Source organism: Sporocytophaga myxococcoides DSM 11118 (genome assembly GCF_000426725.1).
Classification (GTDB): Bacteria; Bacteroidota; Bacteroidia; order Cytophagales; family Cytophagaceae; genus Sporocytophaga; species Sporocytophaga myxococcoides.
Genome location: NZ_AUFX01000006.1, coordinates 239,560 through 264,673, shown reverse-complemented (window position 1 = coordinate 264,673; position 25,114 = coordinate 239,560). Strand labels below are relative to the sequence as shown.

Here is a 25,114-nt window from a genome sequence, read left to right as displayed (position 1 = left end):
ATTATTCTCTCTTTCTGATTTGAGGAAGGGGAGATATTGAAGTATTTTTATATGATAAATTTAATTAAAATGAAAAAGCAAAATTTTTTTAAAACGTTTTTATTTCTATTAGTAATAGGAATGATTGTTTCTTGTAAAAAAGGAAATGATCCTGCTCCATCTAACAATTCTAATAATGGAGGTAATAATGGGGGAAGTAATGATGGTGTAACCTTTCTTAAGGTAGGTACGTCGCATACTTACCTGTATACTGGTTTTTTTGGCGGAACTGTTGTTGCTAAAGTTGAGCAGGAAGTTGGTAAAGATACCTTTATGGTAAGAAACTCTTCAGAGGATGTTACTACAATTTATCCGACAGTTTATTATGTCTTGAAAAATGGAAATTTATACAGTTCTTTCAGACATCGTGATCCATCCAATTATTTTATAAGATGTAAATTTAATGTCCCGGTAGGAACCACATGGAGTGGAACAGAAAATGGTACTGCTTTTTCCTGTACAATCGATTCATTAAATGCAACTGTGTATACTGGAAAAGGACTTGTTAAAGATGCTGTAAAAGTAAAAATTGTTAGAAGTAACGAAACAGTTTATAATTATTATTCTCCTACAGTTGGTTTGATTGGAAGTGGTTCTTATGAGACTGATGCTGAAGTTCAATTACAAGACTATACAATCTCCACTCTGCCATCTAACGGAGCTGTATATCCAATTACATTTGGCGATTTTGCATTTATGAAAGTAGGTAATAAATGGAGGTATTCTGAAGTAATTTTGGGTGGCGAAGAGGATTTTGTTAATATAAGCATAGAAAGTAAACTTCCTAATGCAAATATTTACAAAGTAAAGATAACTTATGAATCCGATCCGTCAAAAACTGCTTATCAGTATTGGTATGAGGATAATGGATTGTTAATGGTTTATGAGGAAGGAGAAAATTTATTCAATGCAGATCCCATATATATGAACGAATCAGTCGCAAAAGTCGGATATGGCTGGACTGGAAGAACTGGTTTGAATACAATTTATATATATAAAATTGCTGAACTGAACTCCACTCAGACTAGTTACTGGGGAGACCTTTTAACAGAAGCAATTGACGTGTCTAATGGCTTGTTTTCAGCTCAGACTAATTACTGGAATAAAGATAAAGGGAATGTTTCAGTTTCTGGATTGCTTTATAGGGATGTAGTAAGTACTAATGTCAGAAAAGGATCTGAAAATAGAATTGTTATTCCTGGAATCAATTTTTAAAGTAGTTTTAAAAATAAAGCCTGATCGAATGATCAGGTTTTTATTTTTAGATAAACAAAAGGATAATTTTGCGTAGGATCCTTTTATTTTTTAATAGGTTGCTGTTTTGTCCGCTTGGATCTATTTCCTCATATTGTCTAATAAGCTTTTGTTAATATCAGGCATTCTCTTGATTTAAGCGATGACGTTTGAACCAAAAGAGTGACTTAGTGGAGAGGTTTGATTATCCGTGCCTTTGATTTTAACCTGTCGAATTTATTTTCAAACTTGTCATGGCTCCATTCTAAGACTTTATCTTTGGGGGCTTTACTTATGAATTTTTTATAATCGGGATATTCAATCATTAGCATCTCGGAATAGACTGGAATTTGATTTATAAATCTTTCTATTTCTGTGTGATAGTTAATAGCGTCTGTAATATTATTAATGTCAATTACAGTACATCCATTCAATTCTCCATCCTTTCCCAGATCGATGGTTGAACTACAAGAATATTTGAATAAATCATTGTCTCTGAATGTATGTGTTTCAAAAATCCAATTATTGTATCGTCTTATATCTACCCAGCTTGTGTCTTTAAAGCTGCTTGAGAATATTGATGAAGCAAATTCTATTTGGGTACTGTCCGTAAGCACAACATCTGCAGAAATTTCTTCTAAATCTATGTCGTAATTCCCTATACTTAGTTCAACTGATTCAACATTTTCAATCTTGTTAAATTCTGATTGTACATCCCTGAATTCCTCGTAATAGAAATATATATAAATGCTAATAATACAAATTAGAACTAATATTAGGATTGCTATTATACTTATGATTTTTTTCATCTAACTATTTCCATGTTTTATTATGATTTACTTTGATAAGCATTTAAGAATGATTTTAAGGGCTTTTTATCTTTATATTCCCCTCTTTGATTTTTATTCTATAAGTCTTATTATCTGCATTTAAAAAGTAAATTCCATTGGAAAGGAAGGAGAGATCAACTGCTGAAGCGGAGCCTTTTAAAAGACTGTTACCATAAGTATTCAATATTTCAAAGTCAAACTCTCCTGAGAATAAAAGTTGCTTATTGATAGTTTGAATATTGAGGCAAGGAACATCTGAATTTATTTCTAGTGCACTTGAATAAACTACTTCCCCATTTTCCTGCAAAAATTTAATTCTGTACTTATTAAGTCCGGAATAGTGTTTAAGAAGGATAGAATATTTTGTCGTGTCAGATACTTTGACTTCTTTGTTAATGACCCATGAGTTATAATCAAATCGCTCGATTTGAAATTTTCCTTTGGGAATTATTGTGCACGTCCAGAAGAGATAATTTTGTTTTATTTCAAGGGATTTAAAAGCAAATTTTTTTATGTGATGACAAGCAAGATTTATGTTTAATAGTTTTGGTTTACATGTTTTCTTATGAAATAATTTCACTTGAAAAGTATCATGAAGATCCAAATCTGAAAGGACAACCTTAAATGTTGAGCTATCGATGTGATCGAATACTTTTTTTTCATTTATAAAAACAGAATCAATACAATATGTATTGTAGTTGTCATCACTGAATGGATTCTGAAAGTAAAGGTCTGTTCCTTCATATTTACTGTTTAGCGTGACTTGTGCTTGCATCTGCAAAGAGAGTAGAGAACCAATTGTAAAAAATACTATTCGGATCATACATTCCCTCTTTTAAGAAATATTATTTAGTAATGTGAGAATTATTGTTTTTCTATAATTGAATGATATAAAAGAATATATTAATCTTTAAGGGCTTGAGAATATGGAATAATTTTAAATAATTTTTGATCTGCCATCCTGTTGATTGTAAAGGTCAGCGAACTTAAGAATAGGGCCATTGTTATGATCAGTACAATGAAGGAGCTATAAGTATATTGTATGTTATAAACTCTGTTTAATAAAATAGAAAATCCAATGGATAAGGACATGGTAATTACAGAAACCAGCAGAGGAGTAAGGCAAAGATTGTAAGGGAGATATTTGAAGTTTATTTCTACTATCAAAAAGATAATTGCTAGAGTGATAAATAGTGTAATCAGTTTTTGAACTATGGAATTAGATTTTTCTAAAATAGATCTTTTGTCGGATTTTCTATCTGGTGTTAAAGCTAAAAGCTCACCCAAAAAGATAAGGGCATCAAGAATATTCATATGTATTTATTTTAAAAAGTTGTATTAAAATTTGTCTCCTACCAGCAATAATGAATTTAATTATGTAATGTAATAAAAAATCTAATGTTTAGGATAAATCTTAAGACTTCAAATAAGTAGTTCTTAAGTACCTTTGAAATTCAATTCGTAACTATAAATTTATTTTACAGTATATTTATTTATCATCTCCTCTTAATATTAATCTGAAAAATTATGTCCCTGAAACATAGTCTTTTGCTTAGTTGTAGCCTGCTTTTCTTATTGTTTCTTTCAATAAATGTATTTGGTCAGGTTGTTGAATCGTCAGATTTTGAGCAATTTTCAAAGGGATCCTATTTTACTAAAGCAGAATGGCAATCAGCAGGCTTTACAGTTCCCTGGGTCAATGGATTTGATGTTAATAGAGCTATTGTGGACGATGCATTCTCCCAAAGCGGTTCAAATGCTCTTCGTCTTTATTATCCCAAAGGACAATTCGGAACAGCAAATACAGGAGGGCAAGCACCTTTAATGGTTCCTCCACAAGAAGAATATTTTGCATCTTATTATGTTCGTTTCAGTGAAGACTTTAGCTGGGGAGCATCCAGTGAAGGCGGTAAATTACCAGGACTCTGGTGGAGGCCGTTGTAGTGGTTGTGCAACCTGCACTGGTAGCAATGGATTTACGGCAAGATTAATGAGGCGAACTGATGGTAAAGCTGTTATTTACCTATATCATTTGAATAAAGTTAATCCACCTTGCGGGGATAATTATGATACAGTTGTAGATGGAAAGACTTTATACTTTGAGAAAGGTCAATGGTATAAAATTTCTCAGAGGGTTAAAGTAAATAGTGGTGTTAATAAAGACGGTGAAGTAGAAATGTGGATTAATGATCAGCATGCACAGATAAGGCTTTATAGCGGTGCATTGGTAGACAAGCTTTCAAGGATACAGTTTGTAACTAATGGAGATAAAGTTGATGCCCTTTATTTTTCTACATTCCATGGTGGAAGTACTGCTGACTGGGCTCCGCTTGTTGATTCTTATATATGGTTCGATGATATTGTTATTTCAACCAGACTTGCCGATGTTGTTGAAGGTAGTGTTACCTCAAATATGCAATCTAATACCAGTAATGATAAATTGTCAATATCTCCAGTACCTGTAAAACAGAATGAGATAGTTAATTTACCGGGAGTGATGGAGAATTCCATCGTAGAATGGATTGATATGAAGGGAAATGTTGTTGAAAGCTGTGAGTTACACAAGGAAGGTATTGTCATTGCTCCCTCAATTAATAAAGGTATTTATCTTCTTAGGTATATCAGACAAAATGAGGTTGTTGTTAAACGAATTCTTGTAGAGTAAACCAATAAAATGCAGGTAAAATTTATTATAATTTATCAATGTCTGATTAAAACATTCTTGTGGTTCTTTATAAAAAAAATGATTATTGAATTACTTTTCGTTTTCTCAAGTGTATAAGTCTATAGTAAAAAAAATGCATGTGAGATGAACCAATTTAGCATATATTTTCAGTTAGGTCTTGAGCATATTTCTGATTTTCAAGGTATAGATCATATTGTTTTTTTAATGACGCTTTGCGCCGTTTATTCTGTTTCTGAATGGAAGAAGGTAACAATTCTCGTTACTGCATTTACAATAGGTCATTCATTATCTTTGGCTCTTTCAGCTCTGCACATTGTCTCTGCTAACAGTCAGCTAGTTGAATTTTTAATTCCTGTGACGATTCTCTGTACTGCGGTTACTAATATTTTTTATGCTTCAGAGTCTATTAGAAATAATACATTCCGATACTTAATTGTTCTGCTTTTTGGAATTATTCATGGATTGGGGTTTTCAAACTTTTTTTCTGCATTGATGGGAAGCAATCAAAGCATCACGTTTCCGCTGTTTGCTTTTAACATTGGGCTGGAAGTGGGACAAATGCTGATTGTTTGTGCTTTCTTTTCTCTTTATTTTCTTCTCAATCGATTTAAATCTTTTACACATAATAAATGGAAATATCTATTTTCTTTCACAGGAGCAGTGATAGCAATATTTCTGATTTATAGCCGCATTAGTTTATTGTAATACCATTGATATGACTTATAATATCAACAAAGGTCAGGTAATGTGCCTAGTTTTTGTTTTATAAGGCCATAGTTCTTTTGATTTCCTTCTTAGTGCTTTCTATCATCCCCATTTTTTTAAATAATTATTTTGAATGTTTACCTTTTTTTAGGTTCAGTGTAAAGCTTAAATCTCTGGAAAATACTAAAGGAGTCTGGCTAATAGCTTATTAGTTCGTTTTATAACCATAGAGTTTAGAAGGATTCTCTATAAAACTTTACAACATTCATTAAGATGAAAACCACACTAATTAAAGGACTCATATTATTCTCACTATTTATGGGCAGTCATTTCTTTGTAAATGCCCAGGATCCTAATTTTCATATTTATCTGTGTTTCGGACAATCTAACATGGAAGGGCAAGGTACTATAGAAAATCAGGATCAATCTGTAGATAGCAGGTTTAGGATTATGCAGGCTGTTAATTGTTCTGGTCAGCCTCAGGAAACCTGGAGGACTGCTACACCACCTCTTTCGAGATGTAACACTAAACTTGGACCTGCTGATTATTTCGGCCGTGAGATGGTTAAAAATCTTCCATCCAATATAAAGGTTGGAATTGTTCATGTTGCTGTTGCAGGCTGTAAGATAGAACTCTTTGATAAGGTGAATTATGCTAGCTATGCTGCTGGTGAGCAACAATGGATGAAAGATATTATTGCTCAATATGGTGGTAATCCTTATGGAAGACTTGTTCAATTAGCCAAGATTGCCCAAAAGGATGGTGTGATAAAAGGTATACTGATGCATCAGGGTGAATCAAATAGCGGAGAGTCAACATGGCCAAATAAAGTAAAAGGGGTATATGAAAACCTATTAAAAGATCTTGGACTTACCGCTGCAAATGTTCCTTTACTTGTAGGTCAGGTTGTGGATGCAGCCCAGGGTGGTCTTTGTGCCGGACATAATTCTATTATAGACAAGTTGCCAAATACAATTCCAACGGCACATGTTATTTCTTCAAGTGGTTGTACTGATCAGTCTGATAATTTACATTTTACTTCTGCAGGATACAGATTGCTTGGTACAAGATATGCACAAAAAATGCTAACCTTACTTCCTCCGACAGAAGATACTGCTCCATCTATTACAGGAAATCTAAGTAATACGACCATTGCTCAAAATCAAACACTAACATTAACTATTGCTGCGAGCGGTACCGATCTTAAATATGTCTGGTATAGAAATGATCAGATTATTTACGGAGCAAGTTCAGCTACGCTTACTATTGCAAATGTTGATGCTGCTTATGATAAAAGCACTTTTAAAGTTGTAGTATCAAATAAATTAGGTACAGTTACAAGTAATATTATAACACTTACCGTTACAGATTTTCTGGGAGTTAAAGTAGTAAAGACTGAAACCCCAGTTGTAATAGATGGCGCAGAAGATCCTATCTGGAGCAATTCCAATACATATCAGCTGAAAAATAAAATATTGACAGTCGATAATGATGCAGATCTGAGTGCAAAAGTTAATGTACTTTATGATAATCAGAATTTGTATGTACTATACAATGTTACTGATAGTCAGAAGAGGGCTTCGTCAACAAACTTCTGGGAGAACGATGGTGTGGAACTATACATTGATGGAAACAATGATAAGGCAACAAGTTATGATGCTAACGATTTTCAATTTGTAATCAGATATGATGCTTCTCAGATTCAGGAAGGGCATAGTAAATCAGTAACGGGAATTATAGCAAAAGCTACTCAAAACAGCACTGGATATATACTGGAAGCATCTATTCCATGGTCTTTAATAGGTGTCAGTCCATCAGATCGAAAAAACATAGGAATGGATTTCCATATCAATGATAGTGATCAGGCTTTAAGAGATGGCAAAATTACCTGGTTTGCGACACAGGATAATTCTTATTCAAACCCTTCAACTTTCGGACTAGGAAGATTGGAGTCATTTGTGGTGACTTCTATTGTCAGTACTACAAAGAACAGCATTACTTTGTATCCTAATCCTGCGAAAGGTTCTATACAGATATCCGGAGTATCAGATAAATTTACATATAGTATTATGGATTATTCGGGAAAAGAAGTGCGGGAAGGGACATCCGGAGCTGATGTAAATATTGATAACCTGCTTCCTGGCTTTTATGCCATTTGTATACAGGAAGGTTCAAATAAAACTATTATGAAGTTTATTAAAGAATGATCTTTGGTATTCAGTCTGTTATTGTTAGAACTTAATAAAGTCTCAGTCAATTTTCCAAGTTTATTATAGTTAGTTTTAGTTTTTCAGGGCTCAGGTTTAAAAACCTGAGCCTCTTTTTTGAGGATACTCCAGTTATTTAAAAAGAAACTGTTAAGAATTGTAACACTTTGCAGATGAGGGATGGATGGTTTATAGTCTGCATGGTTTCCTCAAAGAGACTATCTCATCTATCTCTCCGCTTAAATCATTTTATTCCATTGGTTAGAAATTTTTCATAACTTCATATTCCTTATTTTATAATTGTATACCTGCAATACTTTGTCTTACTGTTGTATTGAAAAGTATTTAATTGCTTATGAAAGAAAAATTAACAATCTACGGAAGTTCTTATTCTAATGGTAAAGAAAAAGAATTTGAAAAGGAGTTTGAAATTGATTTTGGAAATAGCCTTGACAATATAGGGGAAACTGATAACCTTCTTTCTCTCCTTGAAAATCCATTCAGCCTGATTTTAGGAGGAGGGGATTATGAAATCAAAGGCCGTAAAAGATTTGCTTTAATCATTACATTTTTTGCATTGACCAATACGGTTCTTTTTGGTTATTCTCTATTTCGACTTTTTGCAACAGATTTTAGTGGAGAAAAATTATTTTATGTTTTTATAGTTCTGTGTTTTGGAATAGGGCTTACTATCAATGCCGGGTACTGGGCTTATCTGTTTATAAGAACAGAAACTATGAATTTGGTATACGAAAGTGCGAAGCCCCTTGTTAAAAGGCTATGTGAAATAGCGGTGGAAAAAGTAACTGGTTATCTCAAAGGTAAATCAAAGGTCAGCAATAAAGAGCTTACAAATTTTATAGACTTTGCGAAAGAGGTAAATGAAAGCTTTAAATCAATGCCTTATTTTCTTCGATTAGCAATTATCCACCTGTTAAAAAAGATTCCTATTGCCAAATTTATACTTGAACGAAAAAACGATTTTATCTCAGGAGATAAGCAAATTGGAGCAGCTTTACTATTTAAGCAAATAGATAATTTTGCCATAAAAAAGTTTGAAAGAAATAACACAAATTGGGTATTCTGGCTGTGGCCCTTGAATGTTATCTGGATGTCGTTATTTATTATTTTTATGATTGATTGATTTTCAGATATGGAAATTTACTTGCCATCAATCATTCTGGCAATAACAACATTTGCTTTAACTAATATTGATGATCTCATGATTCTCAGTATGTATTTTTCCAACCCTGCATATAAAAAGAGCAATGTCGTTATAGGTCAGTATTTGGGAGTGATGACATTAGTGATCATTAGTCTTTCCGGGTTTATTCTTGGGAAGGTGGTTGAACCAAGATGGATTGGATTACTTGGTATTATACCGATAGTGCTTGGATTGAAAGGGATCATAGCTCTTTTTAAATCTGATAATGATGAAACACAAAATGCTGAAGGTGCTTCTAAGACTAAGATTCAATATTTAAATGTAGCTTTAGTAACAATTGCAAATGGCGGAGATAATCTGGGCGTTTATACTCCTTTGTTTGCAAGTAATTCACTAACCACTATTATGCTATTTGTCATAGTGTTTATGGTGATGATTGCTGTTTGGTGTGTTCTTGCTTTTTATTTTGTTAAACATCCTTTTGTTGAAAAGGTATTGGGTAAATATGGACATATAATCCTTCCCGTATTTTTGATTGCTCTTGGTATTTGGATATTGGCAGAATCAAAAAGCTTTAGTTTTTTCGTATTAATTGCTTCTAGGTTCAATTATCCATAGGTTTAATATTCTAAAATTGTGCATAAAAACCTCTGTGTTTCTCTAAGTCTCCTTATGTACCTCTGTGATCTAATATCTGCATCATAGGAATTTCCAAGTATAAGTGTTTGGTAAGAAGGAGATTATGGAACTTTGGGGAACTTCGAATTTTCTTTTTTAAAAAAAATCCCGATATCTGTTACCCTTTAATCTCTCAAATTGTATATGGATTAATTTTCAGGTTGTTTAAGATTAATCCATATATGAAAGGACTCCTTCTAAAAATTACTAAAGCCGGTAAACTGGCTATTCTTATTAGTTTAACTTTCATTTCTCTTTCAGCATATTCCGGGGAGATAAATAAAATAAGTTATGATAAAAATTTAAAGGCACTGATTGCTCCTGATGCTTGCAGTTATCAATGGTTTTATAATGGTCAGAAAATAAATGCTGAGGATGATCAGGTTTTAAAACCTTCACAAACCGGTGAATATTCGGTTTTGATGACTGATGATGAAGGTATTTCAACTTATCAGCGAGTATTGCTAGCTATTGATGCAACTGGTGCTGTTATAACTATATATTTGATAGGTGACTCTACTGTCTGTAATTATGCAGCATCGACCTATCCTATGACAGGATGGGGGCAAATGCTACCTTATTTTTTCAATAGTGCTAATGTTAAGATTGACAACAGGGCAATAGGAGGGAGAAGCAGCCGGAGCTTTTATGAAGAAGGCAGATGGACAACTGTGAAAAATGCTTTGGCTGCGGGAGATTATGTATTCATTCAATTCGGGCATAACGACAGAGATTTTTCAAAGGCTGAACGATATACCTCAGTTGAGGATTATAAGAAATTTCTAACCATTTATGTCAATGAAAGTCGGGCCAAAGGTGCTATACCAGTCCTTGTTTCTCCTATGGTAATGAACGCATGGAGCAATGGAACCATGCGTAATGTTTTTACAGAAACCGGTAATAACTATCGTGGAGGAATGCTTGAAGTTGCTACAGCTTTGAACGTACCTTTTATTGATCTTAATATGAAGTCCTGGAATCTATATAAAGGTTTGGGACAAAATTATATCACGAGGTTTGTTTATCATACATATCCTGCAGGTGAATATCCCAACTATCCTAATGGAATTACAGACGGGACACATTTTCAGGAGATGGGCGCTATAGAGAATGCTAGGATGGTGGTTCTGGGTATTTCAGAATTAACCAGTAATGCTAGCATGGTTAGTTTGGCTAAATTCCTGAAGCCTATGTATGAAATAAAAGTACATGTCAATCCTCTTGGGACAGATCAGATGACAACCCGTACAGCAAGCTATCCGGAAGGCCTGACGGTTACTTTAAAAACCTTACCTAAAACAGGTAGTACCTTTCAGCTATGGAAAAGTGCAGCAGGTGGACAAGTATCATCTGCTACACTTACAACTGTTAAATCAGGTGCGGCAGCTACCAACTATAGTGCAATTTATAAAGGAGCAACAACCTGTTCTGCAACCATCCGTGCTTCCGGTGCAACTACGTTTTGTGAAGGAGGAAGCGTTACACTAACATCTTCTATTGGTTCATCTTATCTTTGGAAAAACGGAACTACTCAGGTAGCAACTACACAGACTTATGTTGCTAAAACTTCTGGTTCTTATACTGTGGAAGTAACAGATGCCAGTGGTTGTAAAGCTTTGTCAGTAGCAACTTCTATAACTGCACAAACCAATACCATCTGGTATGCAGATGCAGATGGAGATGGAAAAGGAGATTCAAAAGTTTCACAATCATCATGCATTCAGCCTACTGGTTATGTAGCAGACAAAACAGATCTTTGTCCGAATGATAAAAATAAATCAGAGCCTGGAAATTGTGGATGCGGAAAAACAGAGACTAGTTGTATGGATTGTGCAAATGTTTTGAATGGCACTGCAACTTTGGATGCGTGTGGCGTTTGTGTAGGAGGGAACACTGGGAAAAAAGCTTGTTTATATAAATTTCAGGCAGAAGAAGCCTGTGAAGTTGATGGTATCCGCAATGAAACAACAAATGCAGGATTTGAAGGCACAGGTTATGTGAATGCTGAAAATGCCATTGGCAAATCAGCTACTTTTTCTTTTGATGCAGCAACTTCCGGAAATTATAAACTATTGATCAGATATGCAAATGGTGGTATGGCTAGTCGCTCTTCCGGAGTTTCGGTTAATTCTATAGAACAAAACAGTGTACCTGCATTTCCTTCTACAGGAACATTTACAACATGGTCAACATTAGAATCAGAAGTATATCTCAATGTAGGTAATAATATAGTCAGGTTGTTTGCAAAGACTGCTGATGGATTACCAAATATTGATTTTATTGGTTTTACAGAAAATGCTATTACAGCCGGTCATTGCCTGGTAACAGGAGTTTATTTAGAAAATATGAGTTCGGATGAAAGTCTTTGCTATCCAAATCCATTCACAGGAGCAATTACTTTGCAAGCCCCTCATGAATATTCTTATTCTATTTATGATCTTACCGGCAAAGAAGTTGAATCTGGTAAAGGATTTAAGTCAGGGTTTGCAGGTAATGAATTGTTACCTGGCATTTATACAATAAAATTGCAGACTTTTCAGTCTACAAGGACTGTACGCATTATTAAAAGATAAATGGTGTATAAGAATCAATCTTAACAATGGGAAATACTAAAAAAATATTCTTCGCTTTATTATTCATTTTATTATTATCACCTGCATTGGGCTATTGTTTTTCCGGAAAAGGAATAGTAGCAGATAATAAATTGAAATCATTGATAGCTCCGGATGGCTGCTCGTATCAATGGTTTAAAGAAGGAAAACTTATTGAAGGAGGAGTTGATCAATCTCTTTCAGTTGATGATGGAGGCAATTACTCTGTGAAGATCACAGAAGAGTCAGGATATACACATACAGAAGATATAACTATAGCAATCAACTCAGTTGGAGCAATTATAAAAATTTATACCATAGGCGATTCTACTGTTCAGGACTATAATGACGGATATTATCCGAGAAAAGGATGGGGGCAGGTTTTGCCTTTCTTTTTTAACAGTAATAATGTTCAAGTGATTAATAAAGCTGTTGGAGGTACAAGCTCAAAAAGTTTTTACAACAACTTCTGGCCTGCAGTTAGAAATGCTTTGCAGCCGGGAGATTATGTATTTATTCAGTTTGGGATAAACGATAGAAATAAAGCAGATGCAGCCCGGTATGCTCCAACAGGAGGAGTGTTCGAAGAGTATTTGACAAAGTTTGTAAATGAAGCGAAAGCCAAAGGTGCTTATCCTGTTCTTGTCGCTACGTTGAGAAGAAATGCCTGGAATGCTGATGGAACAGTTTATGATTCATATCATGATCATCCTGTTGCCGTGCGCACTGTTGCAAACAATCTGAAAGTTCCTTTGATAGATTTGGATGCAAAGGCAAAAGTGCAGATGGAAGCTGCAGGTCAGGCCTATACTACTCGTTTCTGGTACAATAATTACGTTGCCGGAGAATATCCTAACTATCCTAATGGAAATACGGACGATGTTCATTTTCAGGAGATGGGTGCTATAGCAATGGCGAATCTCGTGGTGCAGGGGATCGAAGAGCTGAAGTCAGATGCAAATGTTAGTAAACTTATTCCTTATATAAAACCAAGATATCAGATAGGTGTCAGTGTAAATCCTGTTGGTTCGGATTTGGCGACCACACGGACTGCAAGCTATCCTGAAGGCCTTACTATAACTTTAAAGACTTTGCCCAAAACCAGTGGAACCTTTCAGAAATGGAACAATGCTTCGGGAGGTCAATTATCAACTGCAACGCTTACAACAATTAAGTCTGGAGCAATTTCAACATCATATTCAGCTATTTATAAAGGAGCAACTACTACCTGTTCTGCAATTATTTCGGCTTCTGGATCCACCTCTTTCTGCGAAGGAGGAAGTGTTACTTTAACTTCATCCTCTGGTTCATCTTATATTTGGAAGAATGAAACTACTCAGGTAGGAACTTCCCAGACTTATGTAGCTGCAAATGCAGGTACTTATACCGTAGAAGTAATCAATGTTAGTGGTTGCAAGGCTGTTTCACCTGCAACTGTAGTTTCAGTTCAAGCCAAAACTACATGGTATGCAGATGTTGATGGAGATGGAAAAGGAGATCCTGTAGTCTCTCAATCATCATGCACACAGCCTTCAGGATATGTATCAGACAAAACAGACCTATGCCCTGATGATAAATATAAATCAGAGCCGGGAGTTTGCGGTTGTGGGAAAACAGAATCAAGTTGTGTGGATTGTGCAAATGTTCTGAATGGCACCGCAACTTTGGATGCATGCGGAGTTTGCGTTGGTGGCAATACTGGTAAAAAAGCTTGTGTAGGTAAACTTCAGGCTGAGGAAGCATGTGAAGTAGATGGTATCCGGAATGAATCTACCAATGCAGGTTTTGAAGGTAGTGGATATGTGAATGCCGATAATGCTATTGGAAAGTCTGCAACTTTTTCATTTAATGCAGAGGCGTCCGGAAATTATAAACTCCTGATCAGATATGCGAATGGAGGTGCCACAAGTAGATCTTCCGGTATTGTAATTAACTCCATTGAACAGAGCAATGTACTTGTTTTTCCTTCTACAGGAAACTTTACAACATGGATTACTTTAGAGGCTGATGTTTATCTTAATTATGGAAATAATATGGTCAGATTAGCCGCAAAAACTGCTGATGGCTTGCCAAACCTTGATTATATCGGTTTTACAGATAACTCAGTCTCGGAAGGATCATGTGTGGTCACCAGCATTTTAGCTGAAGATCTTAGTTCCAATAATGTTATTTGTTATCCTAATCCATTTACAGGTTCTATTGTATTAAGAACTTCGGGAAATTATACCTATTCTTTTTATGATCTTTCCGGTAAAGAAATTGAATCGGGAAAAGGTTTTGAAACAGGTCTGGGGGGAAGCGAACTATTACCAGGTGTTTACGTGCTAAGATTAAAAACAGAAAAAAGTATCAAGACTTTGCGAATTATTAAAAAATAGGATCCTGAAGATTCATTCTGTTATAGTCTGAATATAAGAGTTAGTTTAATTTGTTGATATTGAGTAGGTCATGGTTCCGGATTATTGAAATTAAAAATCCCTGTCTTCTAAAATAAGGCAGGGATTTTTAATTTAAACAGGCCTTCTAAATTAAATTACTGCTCTGATCGCAACTTTTTTAAAATGTTGTTCACCTTCTGTTATTTCAGTTGTAATGGGTATAGGGTTTTTATTTTAAAAATCGGATAAGTAAAACAAACTGCAATGAAGAGAATTCGTATACCCTAAGTGATTTATTAATAGTGTTTTAATAGTTTTGGGTGTCACTCATAAGAATTATTTAAATAATCTTATAGAAGTATAACATCACTTTAAATCATAAGAACAGAAGATTTTAGTTTGAGATCTTTTAGAAAATATAAATTTGATGAATCCGTCTAGTCTGTTTATAAAAAAGAATATGCTTAGTTCTCGAGTTCAGAGTATTAAGCAAAAACTCTTTGTTCACATTTTCCTTACCATCTTTGTATAAGAAATGAGAAGGCTAAATGATAAAGAAATACTGAAGGCGATCAGAACAGGAGATAATGAATCTGTTCTGAGTAATCTGTATAAAGATGTCCTTCCTCATATCAAAAAATATATCACCAACAATAGTGGCTCTCATGAGGATGCGAAGGATATATTTCAAGATACCGTAGTGATATTTTATAATCAGGTCAAACTTAATAAGTTTGATGAAAGGAAGGAAATAGGAGCCTTTATGTTTAGTGTGGCCAGGAATCTTTGGATCAATAAGGCAAAGAGGGATAATAGACTTGTTAATACAACTGAGTTTGATGACAGTGAAGAAGAAGGTACGGATGTATTGGCGGATATGATTACAGCAGAGAAGGCTAAAGCAATAGAAGATATAATGGATAGGGTTGGCGAAGAATGTAAGAAGCTTCTGATGTATACTATATATGATAAAATCAGTCTTAAAGAAATAGCTGTAAAAATGGGCTACTCGAGTGATCAGGTAGCTAAAACATATAGTTACAGATGCAGGCAAAAACTGTTCAATCTGGTAAAAGATAATTCTCACATCATATCATTATTTAAGCAATGAGTCTCCCCGATTATACATATGAATTGATAGATCGCTATCTCAATGGAGAGATGAGCGCAGGGGAGAAATCTGATTTTGAAGAAAGGCTTAAGTCGAATAAGGAATTTGCTGAGCAGTTTGAAATACAAAATATAAGCTATCAGATTGTCGTAGGTCAAAATCTCCTTGATTTAAAAGCCAGAATGCACAAGGATCTTAGCGGTAGTAAATATATCGGTAATAAGAATAATGGCTGGAAGTATTTTGGAGGCGGCGCAGCATTGGTTTTAATTGCTGTTTTATTGTACTTCTTTCTTAAATCAGATGAGCAAGTTAAGCCCGAACCCAAAAACAATCCGGTACTAACTGATACTGTTACTTCTGTTTCTGAAAATAATGAAATCGATACTGCAGCCTGGAATAATATTCCTGAACTTTTGCCAGAAGATAGTCTGGAAAAAAATGCTGCTATAAATAATGATCATGATATTTGTAAAGACACGTTGATCAGTTTCTCTTGTCAGGCAAGAGCTGCATGCACTGATCAAAGTAATGGTGCTATTGAAGTTGATTTGAACACCATTAAATATGGTAAAGCACCGTTTGAATTTTCAATACATCCCAATCGGGAATTTATTTCTGAACCATTTATCGGAGACCTTAAACAAGGAAAGTACAGTTTGTTTGTAAAAGATGCCAAAGGTTGTGTTCGCAGGTTGAATGTTAAAGTAGAGGTTCCTTCAATAGAATGTAAATAATATTCATGTTTTAGTCACTAGGTTAAATTTGAAATTGTAGGTACTTTAGATGCATTTCAGAGCTCTTCTGTTTAGTATATTATTTGCTACTCTTGCTTTATCAGAAGCTAAGGGCCAGAATGTATTTTTTTCTGCGAGTGATGATAACTCTGCTTTTTTGTGTGAAGATGGAAGAGTATTTTTAACAGGTGAAAATAACGTTGGACAGCTTGGAATAGGTTCCTTAGTTCCTTCCAATGTGCCTATCCTGATTTCCGGTATAAATGGAGGAATACCTCCCAGATGTAAACAGGTATCTTTGGAAGGAGTAACAACTTTTATGGCGCTTACCAATTCAGGAGACACAGTTTTATCATGGGGGCCCAATGATCGCGGTCAGGTGGGTGATGGGACATTGAACAAAAGACTTACTCCCTACATCGTAAAAGGTGTTGGAGGTTTAGGACATTTGAGTAATATAAAGCAGATTTCGACAGGAAATACAACCGGGTATGCGCTAACAAATGATGGTAAGGTGTTAAGTTGGGGTGGCAATGCCAATGGGGAAACAGGTACTGGTAATTTTACTGATCCTGTATATTATCCTTCATATGTGTTAAAGGCACCTGGCGATACTTTGAAGAATGTAAAAGCAATCAGCGGAGGTGGTACATTTTGCATTGCTTTGTTATGTGATGGCAGCGTATGGGGCTGGGGAAAAAACCATGTAGGCCAACTTGGTCAGAGTAATAAAACAAATTCAGCATATGCCATACCTGTTAAGGATAAATCAGGAAAGTCTGTTTTGAATAATATTATAAAAATAGAAGCTGCGGATAATTATTCGTATGCCTTATCTAACAGTGATACTCTTTGGGTCTGGGGACCTAACTGGGACGGCAGGCTTGGTACTGGGAATAAAACCGATCGCCTGTTACCTGATTATGTTAGGAGTACTGATGGTACCAAGCATTTGTCCGGTGTTGTTGCTATCGCAGGTGGGCAAGGTGTAGCTCTTGCTTTAATGTCTGACAAGACTGTCTGCGCCTGGGGACTTAATGATTATGGTCAGCTTGGTAAAAATGATACTCTGGATTCTGCTCTCCCGGTAAAGGTTAAAGACCCTTCAGGTACCGGAGATTTGAAAGATATTAATTATATATCTGTCGGAGATATTCATTGCATAGTGAGAAATGATAAAAATGAAATTTACGTTTGGGGTGGAAATCCTCTCGGCCAGCTGGGGCTTAATGATCACGTAGATAGATGGCTTCCCGTCATGCTAACTTTGCCATGTGAACCTGATAGAGATGTATTTCCAGGTAATGGAAAAATGGAGAATGCTTCTTCTGTTTGTGTTGAATCTAATAAAGGCAAAGTTTATATTACTAAATACCATTCAGCAATTGAGAGGTGGGAACTATCGACAGATAATTTTGAGACTTTTACATCTATTGTTAATACCAGCTTTTCTAATGAATATATAAATCTTAAGAAGAAAACTTATTACAGAGTTTTATTAAATGATTGTGGTAAAACATTCTATTCTCCTGTAACTGTAATAGATATAGATTCATTGACCAAAAGCGGTATAGTTGAATCATCAGCGAGTGTCCGTGCTCATTTGAATAAAGATACTCTCCGTTTAAAAGATTATAAAGGAACAATTTTGTTCTGGGAATATTCAAAAGATAATTTTACTACAGACTGGCAAATTATAAAGTCCTCGGAATCTTCTTGTGTTTATAATAACTTGTTAAAAACGACTTATTACAGGGCCTATGTCAAAAGAGGCAGTTGTCCTGCCAGGTATTCTGAAGCTGCAGAGATAAGGATTGTTGATGCTTCCGAAGTTAAGGTTTATAACGGATTTACTCCGAATGGAGATAATATCAATGATGAGTGGATTATAGATTTTATTGATTTATATCCTGATAACAAAGTGGAAATATATAATCGCTGGGGACAGTTGGTATATAGAAATAATTCATATAATAATGAATCCAAAGTGTGGAAGGGAGAAAGTAATGTTGCTGGAAAAGTACCTTTAGAAGACGACACTTATTTTTATGTAATTAATTTGGGTGAAGGGAATCCGGTTATGAAGGGATATGTAGTAATTAACAGATAGACTAAAGTTGAATTGTAATTTATATTTGAGGCTGTTCATCAGAAAGAAGAATTACATGGTTTTAATCATGATGTTTCTTCTCAAGTCTGGTTTTGTGCATGCTCAGAATGAACCAATGTATAGTCAGTATATTTTTAATACATTAATCATTAATCCTGCTTACGCCGGAAGTCAGGGAGATCTGAATGCTACTGCAGTTTATAGAAAGCAATGGATGGATATTGATGGAGCTCCTTCTACTCAAACATTTTCAATACATAGTCCTGTTAAGAAAAAAAAGATTGCGCTTGGCCTATTGGCGGTACATGATAAAATAGGCGTTACGGGAAAGACTGGCTTGTATGGTGTTTATGCATATAGGATAAGCTTCAATAATAATTCAAAGTTGTCTCTTGGATTAGAGGGGGGATTTGTGCAGATGGTCTCAAGATTCAGCAGGATTCAGACCAAGCAAGCCAACGATCCTGATATGAGTAGTGATAAATCTATATATGTTGCACCCGGTGTTGGTGCCGGGATTTATTGGTACTCTCCAAAGTATTATCTGGGAGCATCCGTTCCAGATCTTCTGGAAGTTAGAATTAATGAAGATGGTGAAGCTGTTAAATACAGGCATATATTTATTCATGGAGGATATGTATTTAAATTATCTTATCAGGTTAAATATCTTCCCGGCTTTCTTGTTAAATATGTGAATGGTAGTAACGCCCAGTTAGATATAAATAATATCTTTATTTTGAATGATGTGTTATGGCTAGGTTTAGGCTATAGAGTAGGGACTTCTTTAAATTTTATTGTTCAGGCTCAAATTACCAATCAGCTTCAGGCTGGCTATTCTTATGATGCTCCATTCTCCCGTTTCAGTTCAGTTGCAGGGGCCAGCCATGAGTTTAAGCTGAGTTACAGGTTTGTCTTTTTTAAGGATAATGCATATATGCCAAGATATTTTTAATGAGATGAAGAGGTTGCTGGTCATATTGTTTTTATTAATAAAAGTTAAAGCGGTTTTTGCTCAGTCTGTCTTTACTGATGTTAACAGCCTTAAAAATCGTGCGGATTATTATTATCAAAAGCTGGTTTATGCAAGAGCAGCTGACCTGTATGCAGAAGCTTTAAAGAAAAAGAAAAATATTAAAGATTGTGATCTTAACAGAAAGGCTGCCATACTCTTTAAAAAAATGTCCAGATATGAAGAGGCGAAAAGGTGCTTTGAAAATATTCAGTTATCCGGGCATGTTTTGAATTCTCAGGATAGTATAGATTATTTCAATACTTTACGGGCAATCAATGATCCAAAGGCAGATACAATTTTTACAAAAGTTCATTCAAGGATTGTATTAAATAATCTTTTCAGAGATAGTCTGTATTATAACATTTTTAGTTTGCCTTTCAATACTTCTGGTTCTGAGTACTGTCCTGCTCAATTGAATAAAGGAATGTTTTATGTTACTGAGGAAGAAGATACTTCAGTAGTTCGGAAGTATAATGCTTTAAATAACGGTGGTTTTGCACATATTTATTATTCCCAAAAAAATGATACTGGTTGGAGTAAATCTGTTAAAGTAAGTTTCGATAAAGAAAATGTACTTCATATTGGACCTGTTGCATTTTATGATAGTCTTAAAGCAATTGTTAACATTTGTGTAAAAGGAGATCAGGAACCTTACAGATTGGAACTTTATTCCGGTGAATTTGATGAATCGTTAAAAAAATGGAAATACCTTTCTCCTATATCCATCAATAATGCTGAATATTCAATTGGTCATCCCGCAATAAGCACGGATGGAAAACAATTGTTTTTTGTTTCAGATAAACAAGGTGGCTATGGCGGGACTGATATTTATATGAGCCTATTGAAGAATGGTTCCTGGTCAGAGCCAGCTAATCTTGGGCCTAAAGTCAATACCAAAGGAGATGAGAAATATCCGTTTTTAACGGATGATAATATTTTGTTTTTCTCATCAGATGGTAAGTATGGAATGGGAGGTTTGGATATTTATTATATCGATCTTCTGTTTAAAGATAGCATGGTTGTAAATATGGGATTCCCTGTGAATTCTAATCTTGATGACTTTGGCTTCAGTTATAATAAAAAGGCTAAGACAGGTTATTTTTCTTCTAACAGAAAGAGCAATGGAGATGATGATCTTTACATGTATACCGAGAATAAAGTGTTTTTTGATCTTAGCATTTTTGATGATTTTGATAAAAAGGAATTGGTTGATTATACTGCCAGTCTTGTTGATGCGGAATTAAATATACCTATTAGATGTTTACCTGGTTCTTCACCAAATTCAATTAAAGCAAATCTCCGTCCTGGTCATGCATATAGATTGATTATCTATAAGAATGATTATAAGAGTGATACCTTGAATATATCGACCTATGGTAATGCAGCATATACTAATAAAATTTCCAAAATAATTTATTTAAAGAGAAAGCATATTTATAATGCAAGTCTTCAGTTTAAAGGTGAATTTTCTAAAGAGAATTTCAGCGGAGCTTTAATACTTATAAACAACTTGACTGAAAAAACACTGGATACTCTTGATAATAATACAGCTACAGCGACAATAAAACTGGATGGGGATTGTGAATATATTATTACATCAAGAAATGGTGACAAGCTCAGATATATATATGTAGAAAGAAAATCTTTCAGGCTAACTGATTTGGTACCTTACTATAATTTATATCTTGGTGCAGCTACACCTTCAATATTATATGTAAGTATAAAAGAATGTGTTACGGCAAAGGATATGGAAACTTCTAATATTCCTGAAGTTACAGTGTGGGATTGGGTAAACAGAAACCAGTTTAATATAACTCCCGGACCAGAAGGTGATTTTCAAATTGTTGTAATGGACGATAGATTATATGATCTTTTTGTTGATGGTAAGGAAGTTAGGCTGGAAGGAAGTGAAATCGTTCAAAATAAATATTGTATTAAATACCTTCATGATTCAAGCCGTCAGCTATTCAGATTAAAAAAATAACTTTTAATCGGCTTTCTATTTTTTATCAACTTGCGGAGTAAAAAATTGTAAATCAGTTTTAAAGGTAAAATTAAAAAGCAATCCATAGGGATAGCTTTTTTTAATATATAAAGGAATAAAATTTTTTTAAATAATAATTGTTCACCTTCCTATTTGGCGAATTGTATACTACTCAAGAAACTGAAAAAGGCAAACAGTATTTATTTTTCCTAGGCTCTTATTTATACTGTTGACTTTTAGAAAAGGTTTTGATTTGGTCATAATTAAACTTTGTATCATGAAAAGATTTCAACTTTCAAAAATCATTTTTCTATTTTGGTTTTCAATATTGCCCTTTTATTCAAGAGGTCAGTACGCCATGGAGAAGCTCAACAGGGGAGTTGTTTCTGTTCGTTCGGGTAGCAATAACTTTGTTAGCTGGCGTTGGCTGGGAACGGAAGATAACATAACATTTAACCTTTATCGTAACGGTACTAAGGTGAATACAAATCCACTAACTGTTACAAACTATACAGATACTGGCGCTCCTGCAAATGCTCAATACAATGTAAAAGCAGTTGTGGGTGGTGTAGAGCAAGCTGCATCAGAAACGGTTGCAACATGGGGACAGAACTACTTATCCGTGCCGATACAAACCCCATCAGGGTCATATAATGCTAATGACTGCAGCATTGCTGACGTAGATGGAGATGGTGTTTATGAAATTTTATTAAAATGGGATCCAACCAATGCTAAGGATAACTCTCAGTCTGGTGTTACTGATGTAGTTTATATAGATTGTTACAGACTGAATGGTACAAGATTATGGAGGATTAACCTAGGTAGAAACATCAGAGCAGGTGCGCACTATACTCAGATGGCTTTTTATGATTTTGATGGAGATGGTAAAGCAGAATTTATGTGTAAAACTGCTGATGCAACAGTAGATGGTACAGGTAAAGTAATAGGAGATGCCAATGCTGATTATAGAAACAGCGGAGGGTATATATTGACCGGTCCTGAATATCTTACTGTATTTAACGGTCTTACAGGAGCTGCAATGGCTACGGCGAATTACATACCTGCAAGAGGAAATGTAGGCTCTTGGGGTGATACATATGGCAATAGGATAGATCGCTTCAGAGTAGGGGTAGCATATCTTGATGGAAAAAGGCCTACAGCTCTTTTCGGAAGAGGTTACTATACGAGATTAGTAATGGCTGCTTGGGATTGGAGAGATGGAAAACTAACCAACAGATGGACGTTCGATAGCAATACTTCAGGAAACGGTGCTTATGCAGGACAAGGTAATCATAGTCTTAGTGTTGCAGATGTGGATAATGATGGAAAGCATGAAATCATATCTGGTGCAGCAGTCATTGATGATGATGGTAAACCCTTTTATACAACAGGTAATGGACACGGAGATGCTGGACATGTTTCTGATTTCGATCCCTCAGTACCTGGCATTGAAGTAGTAAATATTCAGGAAAGATTTGATGATGAAGGTATTTACATGTATAATGCTACAAGTAAAAGACAAATATGGGCTATCCCTTCCGTTGCTGCAGGCGCTGATGGTGAAGGTCCTGGAAGAGGTGTTTGCGCTGATATTTCTGCATCATCTCCCGGAGCAGAATCATGGGCTGCCGGTGCTGGTGTAAGTGGAGTGTTCAATACTAAAGGTCAAAGGACAGGCTTGCCAACTCCTCCTTCCTGTAACTTCCTTTCCTGGTGGGATGGAGATTTACTCAGAGAATTATTAAATGGTACTTCTATTACAAAATACCAGGGTAATACTTTGTTAAATGCTTCAGGTTGCGCATCCAACAATGGAACCAAATCAACTCCTTGTTTAAGCGGTGATATACTTGGTGACTGGAGAGAAGAAGTTATTTTCAGGACTTCAGACAATAGTGCTTTAAGAATTTATACCACTACAATTCCAACCACTTATAAACTTAGAACGTTAGTTCATGATCCTCAGTATAGAGTTGCTCTTGCATGGCAGAATGGAGCTTACAACCAACCTCCTCATGTAAGCTTTTTCTTAGGAGATCAAATGGAAGAGCCCGCTAAACCAAATATTACTATTGTAGGATCTCTTGATCCTATAAACAAATTGCCGACTATAACATTGACAGCTCCTTTAAGCAATACAAGCTATCTTGCTCCAGCTTTGATCAGTATTGCTGCTACTGCCAATGATGCTGACGGAACCATATCCTCTGTATCTTTCTATCACGGCACTACTTTGATTGGCACAGATGCTACAGCTCCTTATTCCTTTAACTGGACTAATGTAGCAGCAGGTACTTATTCGATAACTGCAGTTGCCACAGACAATGCTGGGGCAACGGTCACTTCAAGCACAGCAACTGTGATTGTGGATTCTACCCCGTCATTTAAAGTTCAAGGAGAAGCAGCATGTTCTGTAGAAGGGGTATTAAATGAAAATACAAATACAGGGTTTAATGGTACTGGTTATGCAAATGTCAATAATGTTATAGGCAGCAAAGCTACATGGGCAGTTTCGGCAAGTGCAGCTGGTAATGTAAGCCTGACAATCCGTTTTGCAAATGGAACAACTGCAAACAGAACTATGTCTGTAGCAGTAAATGGCGTTACTCAAGTTGCTTCACTGAGCTTTGCAGGTACAGGAGCATGGACAACCTGGAATACAGCAGTCGTTCAGATTTCTGTTTCTCAGGGAAATAATATAATAACATTAGCATCTCTAACGGCTGACGGAGGACCTAATATTGATGAATTATCATTCGGCTCTGAAAATATATCAGCAGGACAATGTATTACTACTCCTGCTAATCTACCTCCATCTATAAGTATTACATCACCTGTGGACGGTGGAGAACATATAGCTCCTGCAAATATAAGTCTAAGCGCTACTGCTATAGATAGTGATGGTTCTGTAAGTAAAGTAGAATTCTATAATGGTTCAGAGCTGTTAAGTTCAGTTCTGACTACTCCTTATGAATTTTTCTGGACGAATCTTGGCGCAGGTACTTATATTATAACAGCTAAAGCAACCGACAATCAAGGTGCAGTTACTACAAGTTCCCCGAAGACGATCACAGTAAATCCTGTTGTTACTTCCATAGACTACACGAATAGTAATGGTGTTCTTATTGGACCGAATCCTTCAGAGAATACTTTCATTCTTACCGCAGCCGAGAGTGTAGAGTCTTTAACAGTGATTAATTCCAACGGAACTGTTGTATTTAGTTCGGGAAGTATTGAGGATGGAGCTCAGGTTAGATTTGGAACAGGGTTGGAGTCTGGTCTTTATATTGCATCTATTGTTCATTCTTCAGGGAAAGTTGAAGTTATAAAATTGCAGAAAGTGAAATAATGAATAGTGAAGAATATGTTTTGTTAATACCTTCTATCACATTATAAATAAAAGAGGTTGTCTTAAAAGGCAGCCTCTTTTTATTTGTACACTATAAAATCATTCTATGCTGTTTATTAATAATGACAACTGTTGCAGATAAGGTTATTGCTAGTCTGATTTATATTTAATAGCCATGAAATACATCCCATTTGACTATATCTAACTACTTCTTCCTTGTGATACAAAACAAAGTTTATGCATTATATATGCTTCATTAAGTCATTGGAATATTATGCTATCAACATTTAGATATGAA

18 protein-coding genes are annotated in these 25,114 nt (G+C 35.2%); 15 read left to right on the top strand and 3 right to left on the bottom strand.

Annotated elements, in window-relative coordinates; translation table 11 throughout:
* Positions 1–69: 69 nt before the first annotated feature.
* On the top strand, positions 70–1,254 hold the full coding sequence (locus K350_RS0109685; RefSeq protein WP_028979741.1) for a hypothetical protein: 1,185 nt from the start codon (positions 70–72) through the stop codon (positions 1,252–1,254).
* Between the two features lie 206 nt (positions 1,255–1,460).
* On the opposite strand, the gene K350_RS0109680 is transcribed toward K350_RS0109685, so the two are convergent.
* From K350_RS0109680 to K350_RS0109670, 3 genes are all read right to left on the bottom strand, one after another.
* Entirely contained in the window at positions 1,461–2,081 is a 621-nt protein-coding gene (locus K350_RS0109680; protein ID WP_028979740.1) for a hypothetical protein, read from the bottom strand.
* Positions 2,082–2,136: 55 nt separating this feature from the next.
* Positions 2,137–2,925 carry a hypothetical protein gene (locus K350_RS0109675; protein ID WP_156026987.1) on the bottom strand — a complete coding sequence of 263 codons (789 nt, stop codon included), beginning with the start codon at positions 2,923–2,925 and terminating at the stop codon, positions 2,137–2,139.
* 80 nt (positions 2,926–3,005) lie between these two features.
* On the bottom strand, positions 3,006–3,416 hold the full coding sequence (locus tag K350_RS0109670) for a hypothetical protein (RefSeq protein ID WP_028979738.1): 411 nt from the start codon (positions 3,414–3,416) through the stop codon (positions 3,006–3,008).
* Positions 3,417–3,629: 213 nt separating this feature from the next.
* Between K350_RS0109670 and K350_RS28150 the strand changes: the two genes are divergently transcribed.
* From K350_RS28150 to K350_RS32320, 14 genes are all read left to right on the top strand, one after another.
* On the top strand, positions 3,630–4,046 hold the full coding sequence (locus tag K350_RS28150; protein ID WP_037574907.1) for a hypothetical protein: 417 nt from the start codon (positions 3,630–3,632) through the stop codon (positions 4,044–4,046).
* The gene (locus K350_RS28145; protein WP_162144155.1) at positions 4,003–4,767 is read left to right on the top strand and encodes a T9SS type A sorting domain-containing protein; all 765 of its coding nucleotides are present in this window, start codon (positions 4,003–4,005) and stop codon (positions 4,765–4,767) included. The genes K350_RS28150 and K350_RS28145 overlap by 44 nt, the downstream gene beginning before the upstream one ends.
* A 144-nt stretch (positions 4,768–4,911) precedes the next feature.
* On the top strand, positions 4,912–5,493 hold the full coding sequence (locus K350_RS0109660) for a HupE/UreJ family protein (protein WP_028979737.1): 582 nt from the start codon (positions 4,912–4,914) through the stop codon (positions 5,491–5,493).
* A 273-nt stretch (positions 5,494–5,766) separates the two neighbouring features.
* On the top strand, positions 5,767–7,701 hold the full coding sequence (locus tag K350_RS33040; RefSeq protein WP_081670951.1) for a sugar-binding protein: 1,935 nt from the start codon (positions 5,767–5,769) through the stop codon (positions 7,699–7,701).
* Positions 7,702–8,056: 355 nt separating this feature from the next.
* Positions 8,057–8,845: a hypothetical protein gene (locus tag K350_RS0109650; RefSeq protein WP_028979736.1), complete on the top strand. Its 789-nt coding sequence runs from the start codon at positions 8,057–8,059 to the stop codon at positions 8,843–8,845.
* 9 nt (positions 8,846–8,854) lie between these two features.
* Positions 8,855–9,484: a cadmium resistance transporter gene (locus K350_RS0109645; protein WP_028979735.1), complete on the top strand. Its 630-nt coding sequence runs from the start codon at positions 8,855–8,857 to the stop codon at positions 9,482–9,484.
* Between the two features lie 242 nt (positions 9,485–9,726).
* Positions 9,727–12,117, top strand: a complete 2,391-nt coding sequence (locus K350_RS30985) for a GDSL-type esterase/lipase family protein (protein WP_051313019.1) — start codon at positions 9,727–9,729, stop codon at positions 12,115–12,117.
* 26 nt (positions 12,118–12,143) lie between these two features.
* Positions 12,144–14,513 (top strand): GDSL-type esterase/lipase family protein, encoded by a 2,370-nt coding sequence (locus K350_RS30980; RefSeq protein ID WP_051313018.1) that lies wholly within the window; start codon positions 12,144–12,146, stop codon positions 14,511–14,513.
* Positions 14,514–15,048: 535 nt separating this feature from the next.
* Positions 15,049–15,624 (top strand): RNA polymerase sigma factor, encoded by a 576-nt coding sequence (locus tag K350_RS0109630; protein ID WP_028979734.1) that lies wholly within the window; start codon positions 15,049–15,051, stop codon positions 15,622–15,624.
* Positions 15,621–16,361, top strand: a complete 741-nt coding sequence (locus tag K350_RS0109625; RefSeq protein WP_028979733.1) for a hypothetical protein — start codon at positions 15,621–15,623, stop codon at positions 16,359–16,361. Before K350_RS0109630 ends, K350_RS0109625 begins: the two co-directional genes overlap by 4 nt.
* A 49-nt stretch (positions 16,362–16,410) precedes the next feature.
* Positions 16,411–18,471, top strand: a complete 2,061-nt coding sequence (locus K350_RS30975) for an RCC1 domain-containing protein (protein ID WP_051313017.1) — start codon at positions 16,411–16,413, stop codon at positions 18,469–18,471.
* A 55-nt stretch (positions 18,472–18,526) separates the two neighbouring features.
* Positions 18,527–19,423 (top strand): PorP/SprF family type IX secretion system membrane protein, encoded by an 897-nt coding sequence (locus K350_RS0109615; protein ID WP_051313016.1) that lies wholly within the window; start codon positions 18,527–18,529, stop codon positions 19,421–19,423.
* 4 nt (positions 19,424–19,427) lie between these two features.
* Positions 19,428–21,467, top strand: coding sequence for a TolB family protein (locus K350_RS0109610; RefSeq protein WP_162144154.1), 2,040 nt, complete (start codon positions 19,428–19,430; stop codon positions 21,465–21,467).
* A gap of 277 nt (positions 21,468–21,744) precedes the next feature.
* Positions 21,745–24,816 (top strand): rhamnogalacturonan lyase family protein, encoded by a 3,072-nt coding sequence (locus K350_RS32320; RefSeq protein ID WP_051313015.1) that lies wholly within the window; start codon positions 21,745–21,747, stop codon positions 24,814–24,816.
* Positions 24,817–25,114: the final 298 nt, after the last annotated feature.